Raw genomic sequence first — 17458 nt, 5'->3', positions numbered from 1 at the left:
TCAAAGATCAGCGACAATGGACCATTGACCGAAAAAACAGAAGTTAGAAGCGAGAGGCTAGAAGCTAGAAAAAGCGGGAGATTAGAAATCCCACTTCTCACTTCTAAATTCTAGCTTCTTGGTTTATCGGAATTCCCATACGACTGTGCATTGATCTGTACATCTAAAGAGCTCAGAACCATTATTTAACGATCTATCCCTTTCGTCCGGATTATGTTACGGATTGTCAGCCCGGATTGTGGCTGGCACAAAATCAGCACATCAGATGTGATAGCAGCAGTACGGCCAAATCATTTTTGTCCATCTTCGGCAGGCGTATCTTTTTCCCATCACGGCTGATCATCACGGCAGAACTCTTTCTGCCCCCTATTGCAGATACCATGTTGGCAACTATCCAGTCACACCCCTTCCCGCAAAGTTTCGAAATTGCATTTTTTTCCATATTTTCAGTTTCCAGCGCAAAGCCGACCACCACCTGGCCGGATTTTTTATTTTTACAGACCTCAGCGAGAATGTCGGGGGTTTTCTTCAACTTCAGAGTGACTCTTGAAGAGCCTCCGTCTTTCTTTTTTATTTTTTTCTTCGAAATTTTCTCCGGCGAAAAATCGGCTACCGCCGCGCACATGATTATCAGATCGGATTTTGCAGCGTGTTTGGTGACTGCCGCCAGCATCTCTTTGGCCGAGATTACGTCTATCCTCCTGACGGATTTTGGAGTTTCAATCGATACTGGCCCCGCGATGAGCATCGCATCCATCCCAAGCCTTGCAGCTGCAGCTGCGATCGCAAAGCCCATCCTTCCGCTGGAATCGTTGGAGATGTAACGAACGGGGTCTATGTATTCCCGCGTCGGCCCTGCGGTGACGAGCATTTTTATTCTTTTTTTCATCTGAGAATTTCTTTTACTGCGTGGAGTATTTTTTCGAGATCGGGGAGCCTTCCCGATCCGGAATCGCCGCAGGCGAGCTCACCGCTCTCCGGTTCGATAAAGTTGTATCCGAACTCGCGAAGTCTTGTCACGTTTGACTGGGTTATCCTGTTTTCCCACATGTTGTTGTTCATCGATGGGGCGAAAAGTACAGGTGATTTCGTAGCGCATATCACCGTAGATAGCAGATCGTCGCATATGCCGCAGGCCGTCCTGGCGATTATGTCGGCGGTTGCCGGTGCTATCAGGATGATATCCGAGTCCCTGGCGAGAGATATATGATTCACCTTTTTTCCCCGCATCAGATCGAACATATCGGTATGCACGACGTTTCCGGATAGAGTCTGAAGCGTCAGCGGGGTGACGAATTTCGCGCCCGCCGACGTTAGAACGCAGTGAACGTCGAACCCGTCTTTCACCATCATGCGCACAAGTTCGCAGCACTTATAAGCGGCTATTCCGCCGCAGATGCCAAAAAGAATCCTTCCGCTCATATGAAGACTCCGCTTTACCTTTGCGACCGCTATGTTAGATGGGTGATAAAAAGTCAAGCGGAGGGTTTATGGAAAAAAATCTCACTGCCGAGGACAAATCCGTACTTCTTAAGCTTGCACGTGATGCCATCGTCAAGTTTGTCACCGAAGGGAAGAGAATCGGACTCCCCCCTGCAGAGGGGATTTTCGGGGAGATGCGCGGCGCCTTCGTTACTATTCACAAGAGAGGGATGCTTCGCGGCTGCATAGGCAACATGGTCGGAATCCGCCCTCTTGCTGAGACAATCCGAGAAATGGCCATAGCCGCCGCCACCGGCGATCCTAGATTCAATCGCCTCTCGGAAAGGGAGATTCCCGATATAGACATCGAGATATCCGTTCTCAGCACGCTTAAAAGGATATCGGATCTTTCCGAAATAGTTGTAGGTGAGCATGGCATACTCATGAAGCGAGGATATTCACAGGGAGTACTCCTGCCGCAGGTGGCCACGGAGTTTGGCTGGAATCGCGAGGAATTTCTCGAGAATACTTGCTATAAGGCGGGGTTGCCCGGCGACGCCTGGCGCGATCCTGAGACCGATATAGAGATATTTTCCGCCGATGTCTTCGGTGAAAAGGAACAGGGGCTGTGGCCTGAAACGCGTGAGAATGACGGCGCGTGAGATTCTCGTTCCCTTTTAATCGATAGAGAAAAAGAGGTTCATCCCCTTCGTGATACAGATGTACTCATTAGGAACGATATCCTCGTCTTCATCACAGTAAAGCAGAAGTTCTCCAGCCGGCTGTGCGATGTTGAACACGGAGCTCCATCCGTCACACCTTTTTCCGCTTCCACCCAATATGACAGCTGAGTCGATCAGTTCGAAGAGTTCCGCTTCGCTTAAACCGAGTTTGGCCGATATCAAAACCAATTCCAAAATAACCTTGTCGGTCTTTCCACCCTTTGGTTCGATCCTGAAAGCCTCCATCTTCCCTCCGTTATCCCTTCTTTTGACCGGGCATTGTCGGTTGCAATGGCAGCTTGAGTTGCGAATTGAGGTGTATTTTCCCCTTCCTGATGCAAAAAAGCAAAGGCCGGATGCGTCAAGATGAAAGCCTTTGCTTTAAGGGTGATTCGTAACTGCCTGAATAACCTCACAAGTAACCTCTGAAAAATCAGCAAATTCAGGGGGTCTCTAAAAGCTATGCGCTTGTCATCCCCGAATGACGAGAAGGTCGTCATCCCCGAGTGCTTTTATCGGGGATCCCGTAACGACCGTGACTGGTGAGTAGTGAGCGGTCGGAACGAGATTCCCGCTTACAGCATACGGGAATGACAGTGTGTTCGTCATCCCCGAGTGGTGTAATCGGGGATCCCGTAACAACCGTGACTGGGAAAAACAGAACTAGAAGCGAGAGGCTAGAAGCTAGAAAAAGCGGGAAATTAGAAATCCCACTTCTCACTTCTAGATTCTAGTTCTTGATGTTTTGGTCGATGGTCAATCGTCCATGGTCGAAGTTATTGTTGCAGCTAGCTTTTCAGAGGTCACTTAATTAGTTTGAGACTCGTCGACTAGGGATTCTTCCGGAATTTCACAACCCAGCCAGCGCCTTGGAAAATCTGTTCATCCCCTCTTCGATATTTTTCATCGAGGTAGCATATGAAAATCTTATGTTCATTGGAGCCCCGAATGATGCACCGCTGACGGTGGCGATATGAGCATTTTTCAGAAGGTGCATTGCGAGATCATCCGATGTTTTTATCCCGTTCGATTTCCCAAGATAAGCGCTTATATCCGGAAAAAGATAGAATGCGCCCTGCGGTTTTTCGCAATGGAGGCGAGGAATCTCGATCATGCGGGAGAGCATGTAGTCGCGCCTCTTTTTAAACTCCTCCTTCATCCGTCCGATTTCATCCTGCGGCCCTTCGAGTGCCTCGACGCAGGCCATCTGAACGAACGGAGGAATGCCGGTGATCTGCTGGCCGGTCATGGTAATCATCTTTGCTATGATCTCCTTTGGGCCCGCGGCATATCCCATCCTCCACCCCGTCATGGCATAGGCCTTCGCGACGCCGTTTACGAGAATTGTCAGATCCTTGCATGCCGGCGCGGCGGCTGCGATCGATGTATGTGTGAAGTTGTCGTAGACCAGCTTTTCGTAAATCTCGTCAGAAATTATTACGATGCCGCGATCGGCCAGAAAATTCCCGATCTCCCGCAGCTCGGATTCCGCGTAGGCGTTGCCGGTGGGATTGGAAGGGGAGTTCAGTATGAAAGCGCGGGTCTTGTCGGTGATCGCCTGTTTGAGCATCGGCAAGGTTATCTTGTACGAGGTCTCAGGTCCGGTCTCGACTATGACGGGCTTGCCATCGGCAAGCTTTACCTGATCCGGGTAGGAGACCCAAAACGGCGCAGGTATCACGACCTCATCTCCTGGATCGAGTATCACCTGAAGCGCGTTGTAGATGGCGTGTTTACCGCCGCACGTGACCGCTATCTGCGAGGGGTCGTAGAAAAGGGAATTTTCCCTCTTGAGCTTGACAGCGATCGCATTCCTGAGTTCGGGAAGGCCGGCGCTTGGCGGATATTTTGTAAGCCCTTTTTCTATGGCGATGATGGAAGAGTTCGATATGTTTTGGGGAGTCGCGAAGTCGGGTTCGCCGGTGGCGAAGCTTATCACGTCTATTCCTTCGTCGCGCATCTTCTTGGCCTCGCTGGACATCGCCAGCGTCGCCGACTGCCCCATATGCTGTGCGCGTTTGGATATTTTGATAGCCATGGCATCAACTTCCTTTCCGAAGGAGTTTCTCCTTCAACCGCCTTGCAACCAGTGGATGAATCATTCCGCAGCCGCTTCCGCCGAATCTGATAACCTCTTTTATCACCGACGAACTTATGTGCGCATATTTTCCTTCTGTCATCATATAGAGAAACTCTATATCCGGATCGAGAGTCTTATTGGCGAGCGCCATTTGGGATTCGTAATCATAATCACCTATGGTTCGCAGTCCCCTAAGGATGGTGTGGACGCCGCGTTTTTTTGCATATTCGACGAGAAGACCTTCGAAGGCGTCTATCTCTACGTTTTGATAATCGGCAAAAATTTCGCGCAGCATCTCAACGCGTTCATGCACGGTAAATAGCGTGTCCTTCGAAGTGTTCATCGCAACCGCGACTATCACCTTGTCAAACATCTTTAGCCCTCTGGATACTATATTGATGTGTCCGTCGGTAGGCGGATCAAAACTTCCGGCGCATATCGCCTGGTGCAGCATGGCGTACCTCGCATTCGTAATTTCTAAGCAGGCTTTAGAAACGAGACGCGCGTTTGACCATATTTGCGGCTGTCGGTCAAGATAAGGCTTGCCGGCACAGATACGGGCTCCTTCGGATGGTGTTCCACGACGATGATCGAATTTTTATGCGCTATTCCGGAATGTGACAGTTGTTCCAGCGTCGGATTGACGAGATCCTGAAGATACGGAGGATCAACGAAGATCAGTTCGAACGAGGCTTCGCGCCGCGAAAGGACATCTATGGCCCTGCTGACCGGCATCTTCATTACGGTGGCTGATTCCGAGAGTTTGCAGTGCTCAAGGTTTTCGCGGATCGACTCGACCGCCTTGTCCCATATTTCGACGAAAACGACGGACTTTGCGCCGCGTGATAGCGCCTCTATTCCAACCGAGCCGCAGCCGGCGAAGAGATCGAGGACGGAGAGATCTTCGACATCGAACAGGATATTGAAGATCGCCTCCTTGACCTGATCGAGCGCTGGCCGCACCTTATCGGAGTTCGGCGCCTTTAGCCTGCGTCCCTTGACTTTTCCAGAGATGACTCTCATGCACAGGGCAGTTAGTGGAAAAAGAACTCCTTGGCAATTTCGATTTTATAGGGGTGCGAATCAGGGAGAGGAGAAGTGTCAAAGACATGGTCATCGGTGCGAGCGTGGTGAGATTTCCTCTGACACCTGCCGCCGTGCCGCCCATCTATTTCTGATTCATCCGGGGGATAAAAGCGGGTGGAATAGGATCTCCGGGGTCAGATGAAATTCGTGCGATAGATAAAATCATTTAAAATCATATACTTAAACTGAAACCCTTCCCCTATTCCGAAATTTAGGATACGCATCGTTCGAGGGGAAAAATATGTAAAAAATTAGCAACACTTTTCCGCGAAATGCGATAAGTACGAGCAGTGTAATAACCCATACCAAGGAGATCGTAATGCTTTATCCCAGTTCCATAGGCCCTAGAATTCCCCAGCTGTTTGATTCGATACTTGCTAGTACAGCCACGATGGTGGTTCCAGCTGCTTCAGTGGGAACTTTTCAGAGCAGGTCCCAGCCGATCTTCCCTCCATCTCCTGTGCTGAATATGTCATCCCATGCTCTGAGACATTCGACTTTTCATCCCCCTGTGCCATCTATGAGATCGACAGATATTTCCCCTAACTTGACAGAGACTGTGGCCAATATGTTCCAGGGACTTATCTTTGTCGCTTCGCTCGAGAGATCTGAAAAAATCGCTATCGCAAGGTGGTTGTCTGGCGCCAGAACCAAAAAAGCTGCCTTCAAAGAGGATCATTCGTGGAAGTCATCGCTGCGGGCCTTGAGGGAGGTCACTTTCTTATATCAGTCGAACAAAATCGTTCCGATGAGCAGGGCGATCGATTCGTTTGTTGAGTCTCTGGAGAAACTGGAATATCCTTACGCGAATCTGTCCGCCGCTCTGTTTCAGGAAGTCCAAGCAAAGGCATTTTTTGAGGAGGCAAGTGCCCTGGATATGGACATGAACTCTCTCGATGCAGCGGGTCATGCCTGTTGTCTTCTGGCGGAGGGCGAAAGCGAACGAGATATAACCGAGACCCGTGAAAGAATTCACCGAAAATTTAAAGAGGGGAGAGACTTACTTATAGCGGATGCCAATCAGTTTCAGTTGAGAGCTGCAAACTCTTGGAGGTTGGCCGCCCTCAAGGAATTATCGGGAAATGCCGACAAGAGTAACGCATTCCACAGATCCTGCAGAGGGGCTTGCGTTGGAAAAGATTTTGCCCTTCTGGCACGCAACTACGGAGACATGGCTTCTATCGCGGAAGTGGATGAGGCGGTCAGATACCAGCTGAGGTCCACTTGGGCGTATCTCAAGACGCCGGATTATAACAGTGCATCGCTCGCATTTAAGGCCGCCACGAGCATTTTCCAAAGTAACTTGTTAATGCGCTCCTCCGTATCAAATGAGAAACTTCACGAGCTCAATGAGCTTTTGCAGGAGAAAATGAAGTCCCATGGCTGACGGGTTCATCGCTTAAATATCGACTTTTACTGATGCCGCTAAAAATCGCCGTTCGAGGCCGACCCTCGAACGGCTTTTTTGCTTTGATATGCATTTGAGTATGTTATAGATTGCGACCCACAAAAAGGGAGGGATGAATGAAGCGGATATTTCTACTGGTGGTTCTTTTTGTTTTTGTATCTGCGGAGGCAACTGCCGCCAAGACCACCTACATAATAACGAACAAACGTTTCAACTACGTCAAACTAAAGGAGGTTAAGGGCGGCGTTGCCGAAGGGCGAAATATGACACATCCTGTGAACATCGACGTCGATGGATTGAAAGCCGCGCTTGCATCGATAAAACTTTCGAAGCGCTACATAATAAAGAAAGAAGCGGAGAACCAGCAGGTATTCGACGAATCCGCCATCAACTTCCTGGCACCGAATATGACGACGGCTTTTAGCAGGGCAACGCCGATTGAAGAAATCGTGGTGTCATATCTCTCTAAAAATCCCTTCTTCATCCTCAGAAATGACACCCTGAATATAGCCACCTGTTGGATTTCCGGAAACGAGTTGCACGTTAAGTTCAACAAGCTCTTTGCCAAGATAAGCGGGGATGTCGATAAGCGTGGCAATGAGGCTAAGGCTGCCAGCAAGGCTCGCGGCCTCAGGGTCGATCTTGAGCTGCAGCCAGGACAGAAATTTGGAATAGACGACACGAGCGAGATCATCCTGGATCTGGACTATAATTACGTCGAAGCGCCAAAGCCCGATGCGAAGCCGACTCAGGGCGTAACAATGAAGGGCGAGAAAAAACCGCTCATCTCCCCAACCCCGCTCGAAGAAACATCTGAGATCAACGACCCAGCGACCGATAAACAGGAAACAAAGGGCATCTCGAAAAGCCGGAAAAGCCAAAAGGACGAAGTAGGCTACGAGAACTCTCGTAAGAAGGGCCCAGCTATTGAGTCCTCAGATTCGCTTTCCGCCCCTGCCCCGGCTACGGTTCAGACGGCCCCCGCTGGCGGTGTGAAAGGACGCCTCCAGGAGCTCGACGATCTGAAGAAAGAAGGACTCATCACCGAGAAGGAATATTCCCAGAAGAAGAAGGAGATCCTAAAGGACCTTTGATCCATCAGGGAGCACTCCTCGTGTCCAAAAAATCCAAAAAGAGAATCGACGATCTTCTCGTCGAACTCGGATTCGTCCCCGATATCAATCACGCCAGGGCTACAGTCATGGCCGGCGACGTTTTGGTGGATGACGTCCCGGTGGATAAGGCCGGCGCCCGCGTCGATGCAGATGCAAATATTCGACTGCGCGGCGATAAGTGCCCTTACGTCAGCCGCGGCGGGCTTAAGCTCGCAAGCGCACTGAAGAATTTTGGCATCGATCCATCCGGGAAAATATGCATGGACATCGGGGCTTCTACCGGCGGATTTTCAGACTGCCTTTTGCAGTCCGGGGCATCAAAAATTTATGCGGTCGACGTAGGGCGCGGCCAGATGGATCACAGAATTTCGCGCGATCCAAGGGTCGTGGTCATCGACAGGATGAATATAAGGCGACTGGAAAAAAGCGAAATTCAAGAGGATATCGATCTCGCAGTCGTGGATGTTTCTTTCATATCCCTCGAGGTGGTTCTCCCGGAAGTGAACAGGTTTATGGCGCGGCATTCCGACGTAGTCGCACTAATCAAGCCACAATTCGAAGTCGTTCCCTCTATGGTTGGTGATGGGGGAATAGTCAGGGACCCCACTGCAAGGAGAGATGCAGCACGAAAGGTCTTAAATGCCGGGGAGGAATTAGGCTGGAGGGTAGCCGGTCTGATGGAATCCCCCATCAAAGGGGCCAAAGGAAATATCGAATTTTTGGTTTTTTTTCAGGTGGGATCCGAACCCTGAACCTCCTGATATCCTTGCATTTAAAGGGGGGTGCGCATATATTTCCGGCGTTTTTGGAAACAGGGGGGGATTTGCATTTCAGGATTTTATCAATCGCTCTAGTTTCGCTCATGCTTTTTGGCTGTGCGGCCAAGAAGGAGCCCCGCATTGCAAAGATCGATGATGGGTACGATCCGTATTTCGAATTTCTCAAATCAGATATCCTGATGTTGGAGGGGGATCTAAGAAAGTCCACAGCGACTCTGAGGAAACTTATAGCCAAAGAGCCCGACGTTGCCTTCTTCCACTACCTTCTTGCCTACAATCTTTCTCAGGACAGAAAAATAGAAGAAGCGATAGATGAAGCCAGAAGAGCGGTTCAGCTCGATCCCGGTCTTTTGGACGCAGAACTTCTTCTCGCCGATCTTTATTCCTCAATGCAGAATTACGAAGCGTCGATCAAGGTGCTGCAAAGCGTGATCAGGAAGGACCCTAAAAAAGAGAATGCGTACACGATGCTCTCAAGGCAGTATTTGGCCAGCAACGACTATCGTGCAGGCCTTCAACCTCTCAGGGAACTTTTAAAGATCAACCCTGATTCCTTCATAGCGCATTTCATGATGGGCTCGATCTACTCTAACTATCTCAAAGATAAAGATTCCGCCATAAAATCCTACAGCGAGGCGTTCGCTATAGAGCCCTCCAGCGTAGGAGCCATGACCGAACTTGCGCAGATCTACATAGACAAAAAGGATTTGCGCAAAGCGCTCGAGCTGTATCAGGAGATAACAAATGTCGACCCGGACGATCTGTCGGCGATGCTTCGCCTTGCTCTCATCTACTACGAGCTGAAGGAATACGAAAATTCGATCGATACCTTTGAACGGATACTTACCCTCAATCCCGATGCGGACAAGATCACCTACTATCTAGGAATTCTCTACGAGAGCGTTGGAGATATTGAAGGCTCTCTGAAGTCTTTTGAGAGAGTTCCCCCCAGCTCCGGCTTTTACAAGGAATCACGCCTGATGATTGCTACGATACATCGCTCCTCCGGTAATTACGAAGAGGCGGAGAGGTCTCTGTCGAATGGAATCGCTAAACGCGGTGACATAGCCGAGATGTACGAGTATCTGGCGGCGATATACGAAGAGCAGGGCAAACTCCAGGATGCGATTGGCACTCTCAAGAAAGGGACATCCGAGCTTCCCAATGATGAAAGGATGTTCTTTCTCCTCGCCCTCCTCTATGAGCGCGCAAAGATGAAGGAGAAGGCCCTTGAATCCATGAAGAGCCTTTTGCGCCTTAACCCGAACAGCGCCAGCGCTCTAAACTACATCGGTTACACATATGCCGATAGAGGCGAAAAGCTCGACAAAGCACAGGAGATGATAGAACGAGCCTTGCATCTGAAGCCTGATGACGGCTTTGTAACCGACAGCCTCGGATGGTTGTTTTTCAAGAAGGGCGAATACGAGAAGGCCTTGAAAATTCTTCTCAAGGCGAATTCCATGGCCCCCGGAGAACCTGCCATACTGGAACACATAGCAGATACATATCTGGCAACCGGCGACCGAAAGGAAGCAAAGAAATATTTTCAAAAGGCTTTGGATCTTGAAAGTTCAAAGGAAAATCATGACGATGAGACTGTCGAAAGGCTCGGCAAGAAGTTGGAGGAGTTGGAAAAATGAAGAGTATTCCTGATTTTAAAAAATGCGCTGCACTCCTTCTCATGGTCGCTCCCCTTCTGTACCTTACAGGATGCGCCAAGCGCCCGCCGCACGTGATCCGTGGAGAAATAGGAAGGAACAGCGAAGCTTCACAAAAGCTTGAGACGCACCTGAAGGAGTTTGAGTCCGAAACTGCTTCTCTCAAAGCGCTGGTCAAATTCGACATCTCCGACGGAGATAATGAGCGAAAGACGGATGCGGTTTTGCTCATCCATCGTCCTGATAAAATCAGGATAGACGCTATCGACTCTCTGGCAGATGTTTGGGCCCGGACCGGTTCGAGCGGCGATCAGGTTTGGCTCGACCTTCCCGCAAAGGGAAGGCTTTACAAAGGTCGTTCCGTTAGAAAAAATTTGCAGCGCCTTATAGATTTCCAGCTCGATGTAACCGACCTGATAGCTATTATCAGCGGATTTCCCACCACGGGCAAACATTCCGGTTTTACCCAACTGGAAGGCAGAAACGCCTATCATTTCGTGGCCTACGGCGGGGAACTCCACCTTTGGACCACCGAAAAAGGGGGGTTCGTCAGAAAACTCGTGCGATACGGCGACGGAGGACGAAGGATAGATTTTATTGCCGAGTTTGATGATCACAGATGGGTTGGGAAGGTTAAGTTTCCATTCCACATAACCCTCCATTTCCCTTCGAGGGGGATACAGATAGTGATTTCCTACAAGGACGTTTCATTCGGCGGGCCTATCGATGATTATATCTTCAGTCCAAACGAACACGGTTTCAAAAAAATCACCGATCTGGACGCCTCTTCCGGGGGACTATGAGCAAAGTGGGGTGCAAAAGGCTTTTTGCGATTCTTCTCGCGGCCTTTCTTTTCCCAGCCTGCAACTTCATGGTGGAACGGGACCCGGGCTTTCTTTCCGACAGGCTGGTTAGCGATCCGACTACCCTGAATCCGATCCTAGCCGCAGAGATGAGCGCCCATACGGTTACCAGCGCCATCTTCAGCTCTCTCCTTGAATATGACAACGAGTCGCTGGAACTCAAAGGGCTGCTTGCGAGTTCTTGGAAAATTTCGGACGACCGTCTGTCGTATGAATTTACGATAAGGGAAAACGTCCTGTGGCACGATGGAGTCCCTTTGACTGCTGATGATGTTGTGTTCACTTTTTCTGCCATCAGGGATAAGCGCGTCGATGCCGCGGTGACCCGATCATATTTCGACTCTTTGGTTTCCGTTGATAAAATTGGAGAGCGAGATGTGATTTTCAGGTTTTCAAAGCCGAACTTCAAGATGATGGCTATTTTGGGGCTCGTGAAAATACTCCCAAGGCACGTGTATGGCGATATCGATTCCTTCAACTCCAGCCCGGCCAACGATGCCCCCGTAGGATCGGGACCTTTCTATTTTGAAAACTGGAAACGGGGAAGCTATGTAAAACTCCGCAGATTCGACCGTTATTTTGGAACTCTTCCGAAAATTTCAGGGATAAAATACAACATAGTTCCAAGCGATGTGACCGCATTTGCTCTTCTTAAAAAGGGCGCCCTGGACAAGTTGAATCTATCCAATTTCCAGTGGCACTTTCAGAGTACCTCTGAAAATTTTGCCCAAAATTTCATGAAGACAAAATACTATCCCCCAAATTATTCCATGATAGCTTGGAATATGCGCCGCGCTTTTTTCGACGACGCGAATGTGAGAAGGGCAATGGGGATGCTGGTTAACCGAAACGAAATTCTCGCCAAGATTTTTTTCGGAAATGGTGAAGCCGTCACCGGACCGTTCTACCGCTTCGGTAAAAACTATGACTCATCAGTGAACCCCCTCCCCTTCGACCCTAGCGAGGCGCTTCGACTCATCGAGAAGGCCGGATGGGTCGATAAGGATGGGGACGGAATCAGGGAAAGAGATGGCGTTCCATTTCGTTTCGAGATCCTTATGGCCTCCGGAGATCGCACCGGCAGGAGCATAGCCGTATTTCTCAAAAAGGAGCTTGCGCGCATCGGAATCGAGATGAATATTTCAGCGCTTGAATGGGGGAGCCTCGTCGGCCGCATAATCCAGAGAGATTTCGACGCAGCTCATTTCGCATTCGCCCTTCCTCTTTTGGAAGACCCGTATTCGGTGTGGCATTCCTCACAATCCGACTCCGGCTCCAATTTCATGGGGCTTTCCGATCCCGAGGTGGACAGCCTGATAGAGAGGGCGATGGACGAGTTCGACGAGAACAATAGGTCCAGGGTAATGAAGGAAATCCATCGTCGCATAGCTTTGCAGCAGCCTTCGACGTTTCTTTTCACCTTTCCGACCCTTCTCTCGGTATCAAATCGCTTCGGAAATGTGGAAAATTACAAAGTCGGCGTAGATGTCAACCAGTGGACTGTTAATACCTGGAAGCCGCTTTATGAGTGGTGAGTTATATTTGAAAGGCGTTTGAGATGTTCGCTTATGTGATCAAAAGAATTTTATTCATGATACCGACTCTCGTCGCTATCATGATCATAACATTCGCGGTTGTGCATCTGGCACCGGGAGACCCTGCTCAGCTCCAGCTTCAGTCTGCAGCCGCATCATCGGTTTCAGCTCAGCAGGCCAAGGCGATAGTTGAGGAAACGCGCGCCTTCTACGGCCTCGACAAACCTGCGCATCGACAGTTTTTAATGTGGATATCCAGAGCTGCACGCCTCGATTTCGGCGTGTCGTTCAAAGACAAGCGCCCAGTGATGGATAAGATCATGGAGGCGATTCCTGTTACGCTGCTTCTGAACATCACCGCCATAATGGTGGTCTATATCATATCGATACCGGTCGGGGTGATTTCCGCATCCAAAAAAGGAGGGCTTTTCGACAGGTTTTCACTCGCCTCGACACTGGTTCTTTATTCGATTCCCAGTTTTTGGGCGGCTATAGTTCTCATATCTTTCTTTGGGGGAGGAGAATACCTCAACTGGTTTCCCATTGCCGGTATAGCATCCGATGGCATCGGCTCTCTTCCGTGGCATGGCAAGATCTTTAACGTATTGTGGCACATGGTCTTGCCGGTGGTGTGCCTCACCTACGGCGGCTTCGCTTTTCTGTCCAGGTTCGCAAGGAGCTCCATGCTTCGCACGATCGATCAAAATTACATCGTGACAGCTCGTGCCAAGGGGCTTTCTGAATGGAAAGTTCTAGTGAAACACGCTATGCGCAACGCGCTGATTCCTTTTGTGACTTTGATCGGCACGCTTCTGCCCGCGCTCATAGGCGGCAGCGTTATCATCGAAGAGATATTTTCCATCCCCGGAATGGGGAGGCTCGGTTTTGAATCCGTTCTTTCGAGGGATTATCCGGTGATCATGGCCATAGCATTCATCTCGGCACTGCTTACGCTTCTTGGAACGCTTCTCTCCGATATTCTCTGCGCTGCGGTGGATCCCAGAATTTCCATAGAGGGGAGGAATCGATGAGACATTCCTCACTGAAGAAAAAATCGGCTGTGATATTTCAAGGATTTTCCCCCAGAGCCGCCATTTTTGCCATAGCATTTCTGGCGGCACTTGCCATGTTCGCCCCCATTATAGCAGGGGACAGACCGATAGCGATGTACTGCGATGGTGAAGTTTTTTTTCCTGCATTCTCCGATTCGATCTCGGATGAAAAGATAGATGAGCTCAAATCCAAGAGAGCTTGGCTCGTGATGCCGCCGATTCCATATTCCCCCTCATCCTTCGATTTTGAGGCTGTGCTTTCACCGCCCAGCAAAAGGCATATCCTGGGCACCGATGGGGATGGGGTCGATGTCGCGTCGAAGCTGGTCTGGGGAGCCAGGGTTTCCATGAGCGTTGGTATAGTGGCGGTTGGAATAGCGATAGCGCTCGGATGCATCTTCGGAGCGATAGCCGGATATTTCGGAGGCATAGTCGACTGGGCCGTATCACGCCTCATAGAAGCGGTGATGTGCTTTCCGGCATTCTTCCTGATACTAACCATACTGGCTTTCGTCGGTCCGTCGATCTACAACATCATGATAGCGGTGGGACTGACGGGGTGGACCCAGGTTGCAAGGCTAGTTCGCGCGGAAGGCATGAGGATAAGGGAGCTTCCATTCATCGATGCCGCGCGAGCCTCCGGCGCCAGCGATTTGAGGATAATGCTACGGCACCTGCTTCCTCACACGCTGAGGCCGGTAATAGTCTCGGCCTCCTTTGCGATGGGAGGCGCAATACTCGCCGAGGCAGCGCTTTCATTTCTGGGATTTGGAGTTCCTCCATCGGTTGCAAGCTGGGGTAGCATGCTCTCGGATGCCCAGCGCTATTCCGGTTTTGGGTGGTGGTTGACTTTGGCGCCGGGCTCTGCGATTTTCATCGCGGTCATGGCATATCATTCTATCGGAGAGAGAATCTCCGAATCTGGCGGTAGGGATGCCTGAGCAAAAAATCGGGACGGTCTTACGATGACTATTATTTCAGTCAGAAATCTCACGACGCAGTTTTCCACCGACGAGGGCGAAGTCCGCGCGGTGAACGACCTCTCCTTCGATCTCTCCAGAGGGGAAACGCTCTGCATAGTCGGCGAAAGCGGATGCGGCAAGAGCGTTATGGCGATGTCGATCATGCGGCTAATAGGACGCCCCGGTCGGATAGTTTCCGGCGAGGTTCTTTTTGGATCGGGAGGCAGCTCGGTCGATCTTCTCAAGCTCGATGAATCCGATATGAGAAAGATCCGCGGTAAAAAGATAGCCATGATATTCCAAGAGCCAATGACATCGCTAAATCCCGTCTATACGATAGGCAACCAGATAGGCGAGGCTCTTTCGCTTCATGAAAATATAAGAGGGGCAACTCTTCGAAGACGCGTAATCCAGATGCTCGATATGGTTGGCATGCCCGCTCCGGAGCGACGTGCGGATGAATATCCCCACCAGCTTTCCGGAGGCATGAGGCAACGCGCCATGATAGCGATGGCTCTTTCGTGCACTCCAGACATTCTCATAGCCGATGAGCCAACCACTGCACTCGATGTGACGATTCAGGCTCAGATACTCGATCTCATGAGAAAACTTCAATCCGAGCTCGGCATGTCGATGATCCTCGTCACGCACGACCTCGGCATTGTGGCAGAGATGGCAGACAGGGTTCATGTCATGTATGCGGGCCGGTTTGTCGAGAAGGGGAACACGGAAGAGATCTTCGGATCGGCGATGCATCCATATACCCAGGGCCTTCTTAGGTCCATTCCGCCGCTCAAGAAGGCCCCGCCCGACTCCAGGCTCCCGACGATTCCGGGAATGATCCCAAGCCTGATAGATATGCCTGCCGGGTGCGCTTTTGCCGACAGATGCGAAAAGGTTCACAACGATTGCCGCGGCCGCGACGTTCCAGATGATCCCTGCGGGGTCGGAAGGCTTGTCAGATGTTTTTACGCTTCACAAAAATGAGGTGTTTTGGATGGAAAGAACTCTCGTTGAGATAAAGAATTTAAAAAAAAGCTTCCCGATACGCGGAGGCTTTTTCGGCCGTGAAATTGGCAGGGTCCATGCGGTGCGTGGCATATCCCTTTGCATAAAAAGAGGCGAGGTCTTGGGCCTTGTCGGAGAAAGCGGATGCGGAAAATCCACTCTCGGAATGCTGATGTTGAGGTTGATAGATTCCGATTCGGGAAAAATAATATTCGATGGAACCGATATTACCGCAGTTTCCCAGCCCAAGCTACGTCGGCTCAGGCAACGTATGCAGATAGTCTTCCAGGATCCCTACGCATCACTAAACCCGAGGATGAAAGCGGGCGAAATAATCGCCGAGCCTCTGGTCATTCACAAAATGGGCGATAGGGCTGAGAGGCGTAAGCGAGTGCTAGATCTGATTTCCAAGGTCGGGCTCCCTGAGTCAGCATATTCAAAATATCCGCACGAGTTTTCCGGCGGCCAGCGCCAGAGGATAGGGATAGCCAGAGCGATAGCGATGAATCCCGATTTCGTTATCGCCGACGAACCGGTTTCGGCGCTGGATGTTTCGATAAGGGGAGAAATACTTAATCTTCTCTCCGATCTTCGCAGCTCGCTTTCGCTGACCTACCTCTTCATCTCTCACGATCTCAAGGTCGTGGAGCACGTCAGCGACCGCGTAGCAGTTATGTATCTCGGCAGGATCATGGAATTGTTTCCCGCTGAGTCGATATCACAGGCCTCCCACCCCTACACCCGCGCTCTCATCTCGGCAGTACCGGTGCCGGATCCCGCGATCAAGCGGGAGAGGATACTTCTTGAAGGGGATGTCCCTTCACCAATCAACCCTCCGACGGGCTGCCCCTTTCATCCGAGATGCCCGCACAGCAGGGATATCTGCAAAACCGAGGAACCCGCTCTCCGCGAGTACCTCCCAGGCCGCACAGGCGCATGTCATTTTATAGATGAATTTAAGTAACCTCCGAAAAATCAGCAAATTCAGGGCACCTCTAAGAACTATGCGCTTGTCATCCCCGAATGGTTCTATCGGGGATCCAGCAACAACCGTGACTGATGGCAGACGGCTTTCATAAGATAGCTTTTAGAGGCGCTTACAGCTAGCTTTTCAGAGGTTCCTTAAACAGATCGGAATTCATTTTCTTTGTAACTACTTGAAACACTTCGAAAATTCACCATGTCCCCGCCATTCCATGCTTTACAACGCCATTTGGTGAGGCTACGATCCGCATTCAAATCTTGATCGAGGGAGGATTTATGAAGCGCATACTCATGATGGTCGCCGTTTTTATTTTATCGGTGACTTTCTATTCGCATGCCTTTTGCGCAAAGATAAATAAGGTCCAGGTTAACGGAGGCGTCCCCATTCAGGGCTATGGTCTGGTGATAGACGCTAGCTACGATCCGCGCTTGGATAACCTGGTTCCCGGCTATAAGCTGATCAACGTCGTCATCGCTAATTCATCCTTCAATATAATAGGTCTCGATCCGCAGAGGGATAAATGGTCCATAAAAGTCGATGGCAAGAGCTCTCCGATCAAGGCGCTGCACAACCTGAGGGGGCAGGATCCCAAAGCATGGTCTGCGCTTCCGCCGCGCGTAAAGGATGTAATCGGTTATCCGCTGCTACTTCCGATAGGCGCGCGCGATGTCATAGATCTCTTTGTCCCCGAAACTTTGGACCTCGAAAAGTTCACCACTGTCGAGATTTTTTTAAAATCGATGAACACAAAATTTGAGGTAATGGCGGGAAGATGATTTT

19 protein-coding genes are annotated in these 17458 nt (G+C 50.4%); 13 read left to right on the top strand and 6 right to left on the bottom strand.

The genetic code is table 11. The features are described from left to right. Positions 1–253: 253 nt before the first annotated feature. Both GX659_04215 and GX659_04210 read right to left on the bottom strand, forming a co-directional pair. Positions 254–889 (bottom strand): hypothetical protein, encoded by a 636-nt coding sequence (locus GX659_04215; GenBank protein NLD27993.1) that lies wholly within the window; start codon positions 887–889, stop codon positions 254–256. Beyond that, positions 886–1422, bottom strand: a complete 537-nt coding sequence (locus GX659_04210; GenBank protein ID NLD27992.1) for a hypothetical protein — start codon at positions 1420–1422, stop codon at positions 886–888. The genes GX659_04215 and GX659_04210 overlap by 4 nt, the downstream gene beginning before the upstream one ends. A gap of 68 nt (positions 1423–1490) precedes the next feature. On the opposite strand from GX659_04210, the gene amrA reads away from it, so the two are divergent. Then, positions 1491–2084 (top strand): AmmeMemoRadiSam system protein A, encoded by a 594-nt coding sequence (amrA, locus tag GX659_04205; GenBank protein NLD27991.1) that lies wholly within the window; start codon positions 1491–1493, stop codon positions 2082–2084. Between the two features lie 15 nt (positions 2085–2099). Here amrA and GX659_04200 read toward each other — a convergent pair whose 3' ends face one another. The 4 genes from GX659_04200 to rsmD form a co-directional block, all read right to left on the bottom strand. Further along, a complete protein-coding gene (locus GX659_04200; GenBank protein ID NLD27990.1) occupies positions 2100–2390 on the bottom strand; it encodes a hypothetical protein in 291 nt (96 codons plus the stop codon). Positions 2391–2994: 604 nt separating this feature from the next. Then, complete coding sequence (locus tag GX659_04195) at positions 2995–4176, bottom strand: pyridoxal phosphate-dependent aminotransferase (protein ID NLD27989.1); 1182 nt, start codon at positions 4174–4176, stop codon at positions 2995–2997. Between the two features lie 10 nt (positions 4177–4186). Beyond that, positions 4187–4675, bottom strand: coding sequence for a pantetheine-phosphate adenylyltransferase (gene coaD, locus GX659_04190; GenBank protein ID NLD27988.1), 489 nt, complete (start codon positions 4673–4675; stop codon positions 4187–4189). Positions 4676–4701: 26 nt separating this feature from the next. After that, positions 4702–5247 (bottom strand): 16S rRNA (guanine(966)-N(2))-methyltransferase RsmD, encoded by a 546-nt coding sequence (gene rsmD / locus GX659_04185; GenBank protein ID NLD27987.1) that lies wholly within the window; start codon positions 5245–5247, stop codon positions 4702–4704. 14 nt (positions 5248–5261) lie between these two features. On the opposite strand from rsmD, the gene GX659_04180 reads away from it, so the two are divergent. The 12 genes from GX659_04180 (at position 5262) to GX659_04125 (ending at position 17454) form a co-directional block, all read left to right on the top strand. Continuing rightward, on the top strand, positions 5262–5402 hold the full coding sequence (locus tag GX659_04180; protein NLD27986.1) for a hypothetical protein: 141 nt from the start codon (positions 5262–5264) through the stop codon (positions 5400–5402). 476 nt (positions 5403–5878) lie between these two features. After that, positions 5879–6697: a hypothetical protein gene (locus GX659_04175; protein NLD27985.1), complete on the top strand. Its 819-nt coding sequence runs from the start codon at positions 5879–5881 to the stop codon at positions 6695–6697. Between the two features lie 137 nt (positions 6698–6834). Further along, entirely contained in the window at positions 6835–7812 is a 978-nt protein-coding gene (locus GX659_04170; protein NLD27984.1) for an SHOCT domain-containing protein, read from the top strand. Further along, a complete protein-coding gene (locus GX659_04165; GenBank protein NLD27983.1) occupies positions 7812–8585 on the top strand; it encodes a TlyA family RNA methyltransferase in 774 nt (257 codons plus the stop codon). The genes GX659_04170 and GX659_04165 overlap by 1 nt, the downstream gene beginning before the upstream one ends. A gap of 110 nt (positions 8586–8695) precedes the next feature. After that, positions 8696–10255, top strand: coding sequence for a tetratricopeptide repeat protein (locus GX659_04160; protein ID NLD27982.1), 1560 nt, complete (start codon positions 8696–8698; stop codon positions 10253–10255). Beyond that, complete coding sequence (locus GX659_04155) at positions 10252–11076, top strand: hypothetical protein (GenBank protein ID NLD27981.1); 825 nt, start codon at positions 10252–10254, stop codon at positions 11074–11076. The genes GX659_04160 and GX659_04155 overlap by 4 nt, the downstream gene beginning before the upstream one ends. Continuing rightward, positions 11073–12671 (top strand): hypothetical protein, encoded by a 1599-nt coding sequence (locus tag GX659_04150; GenBank protein NLD27980.1) that lies wholly within the window; start codon positions 11073–11075, stop codon positions 12669–12671. The genes GX659_04155 and GX659_04150 overlap by 4 nt, the downstream gene beginning before the upstream one ends. 23 nt (positions 12672–12694) lie before the next feature. Then, entirely contained in the window at positions 12695–13702 is a 1008-nt protein-coding gene (locus tag GX659_04145) for an ABC transporter permease (GenBank protein ID NLD27979.1), read from the top strand. A gap of 134 nt (positions 13703–13836) precedes the next feature. Continuing rightward, the gene (locus tag GX659_04140; GenBank protein ID NLD27978.1) at positions 13837–14664 is read left to right on the top strand and encodes an ABC transporter permease; all 828 of its coding nucleotides are present in this window, start codon (positions 13837–13839) and stop codon (positions 14662–14664) included. Positions 14665–14688: 24 nt separating this feature from the next. Beyond that, the gene (locus tag GX659_04135) at positions 14689–15672 is read left to right on the top strand and encodes an ABC transporter ATP-binding protein (protein NLD27977.1); all 984 of its coding nucleotides are present in this window, start codon (positions 14689–14691) and stop codon (positions 15670–15672) included. Between the two features lie 10 nt (positions 15673–15682). Beyond that, on the top strand, positions 15683–16657 hold the full coding sequence (locus tag GX659_04130; protein ID NLD27976.1) for an ATP-binding cassette domain-containing protein: 975 nt from the start codon (positions 15683–15685) through the stop codon (positions 16655–16657). Between the two features lie 296 nt (positions 16658–16953). Beyond that, entirely contained in the window at positions 16954–17454 is a 501-nt protein-coding gene (locus tag GX659_04125) for a hypothetical protein (protein ID NLD27975.1), read from the top strand. The last annotated feature ends 4 nt before the right edge of the window (positions 17455–17458 follow it).

Source organism: Myxococcales bacterium, assembly GCA_012513515.1.
GTDB lineage: Bacteria > UBA10199 > UBA10199 > 2-02-FULL-44-16 > JAAZCA01 > JAAZCA01.
Note: the sequence above shows the minus strand (reverse complement) of the source record. Positions and strands in the feature narration are given on the sequence as shown.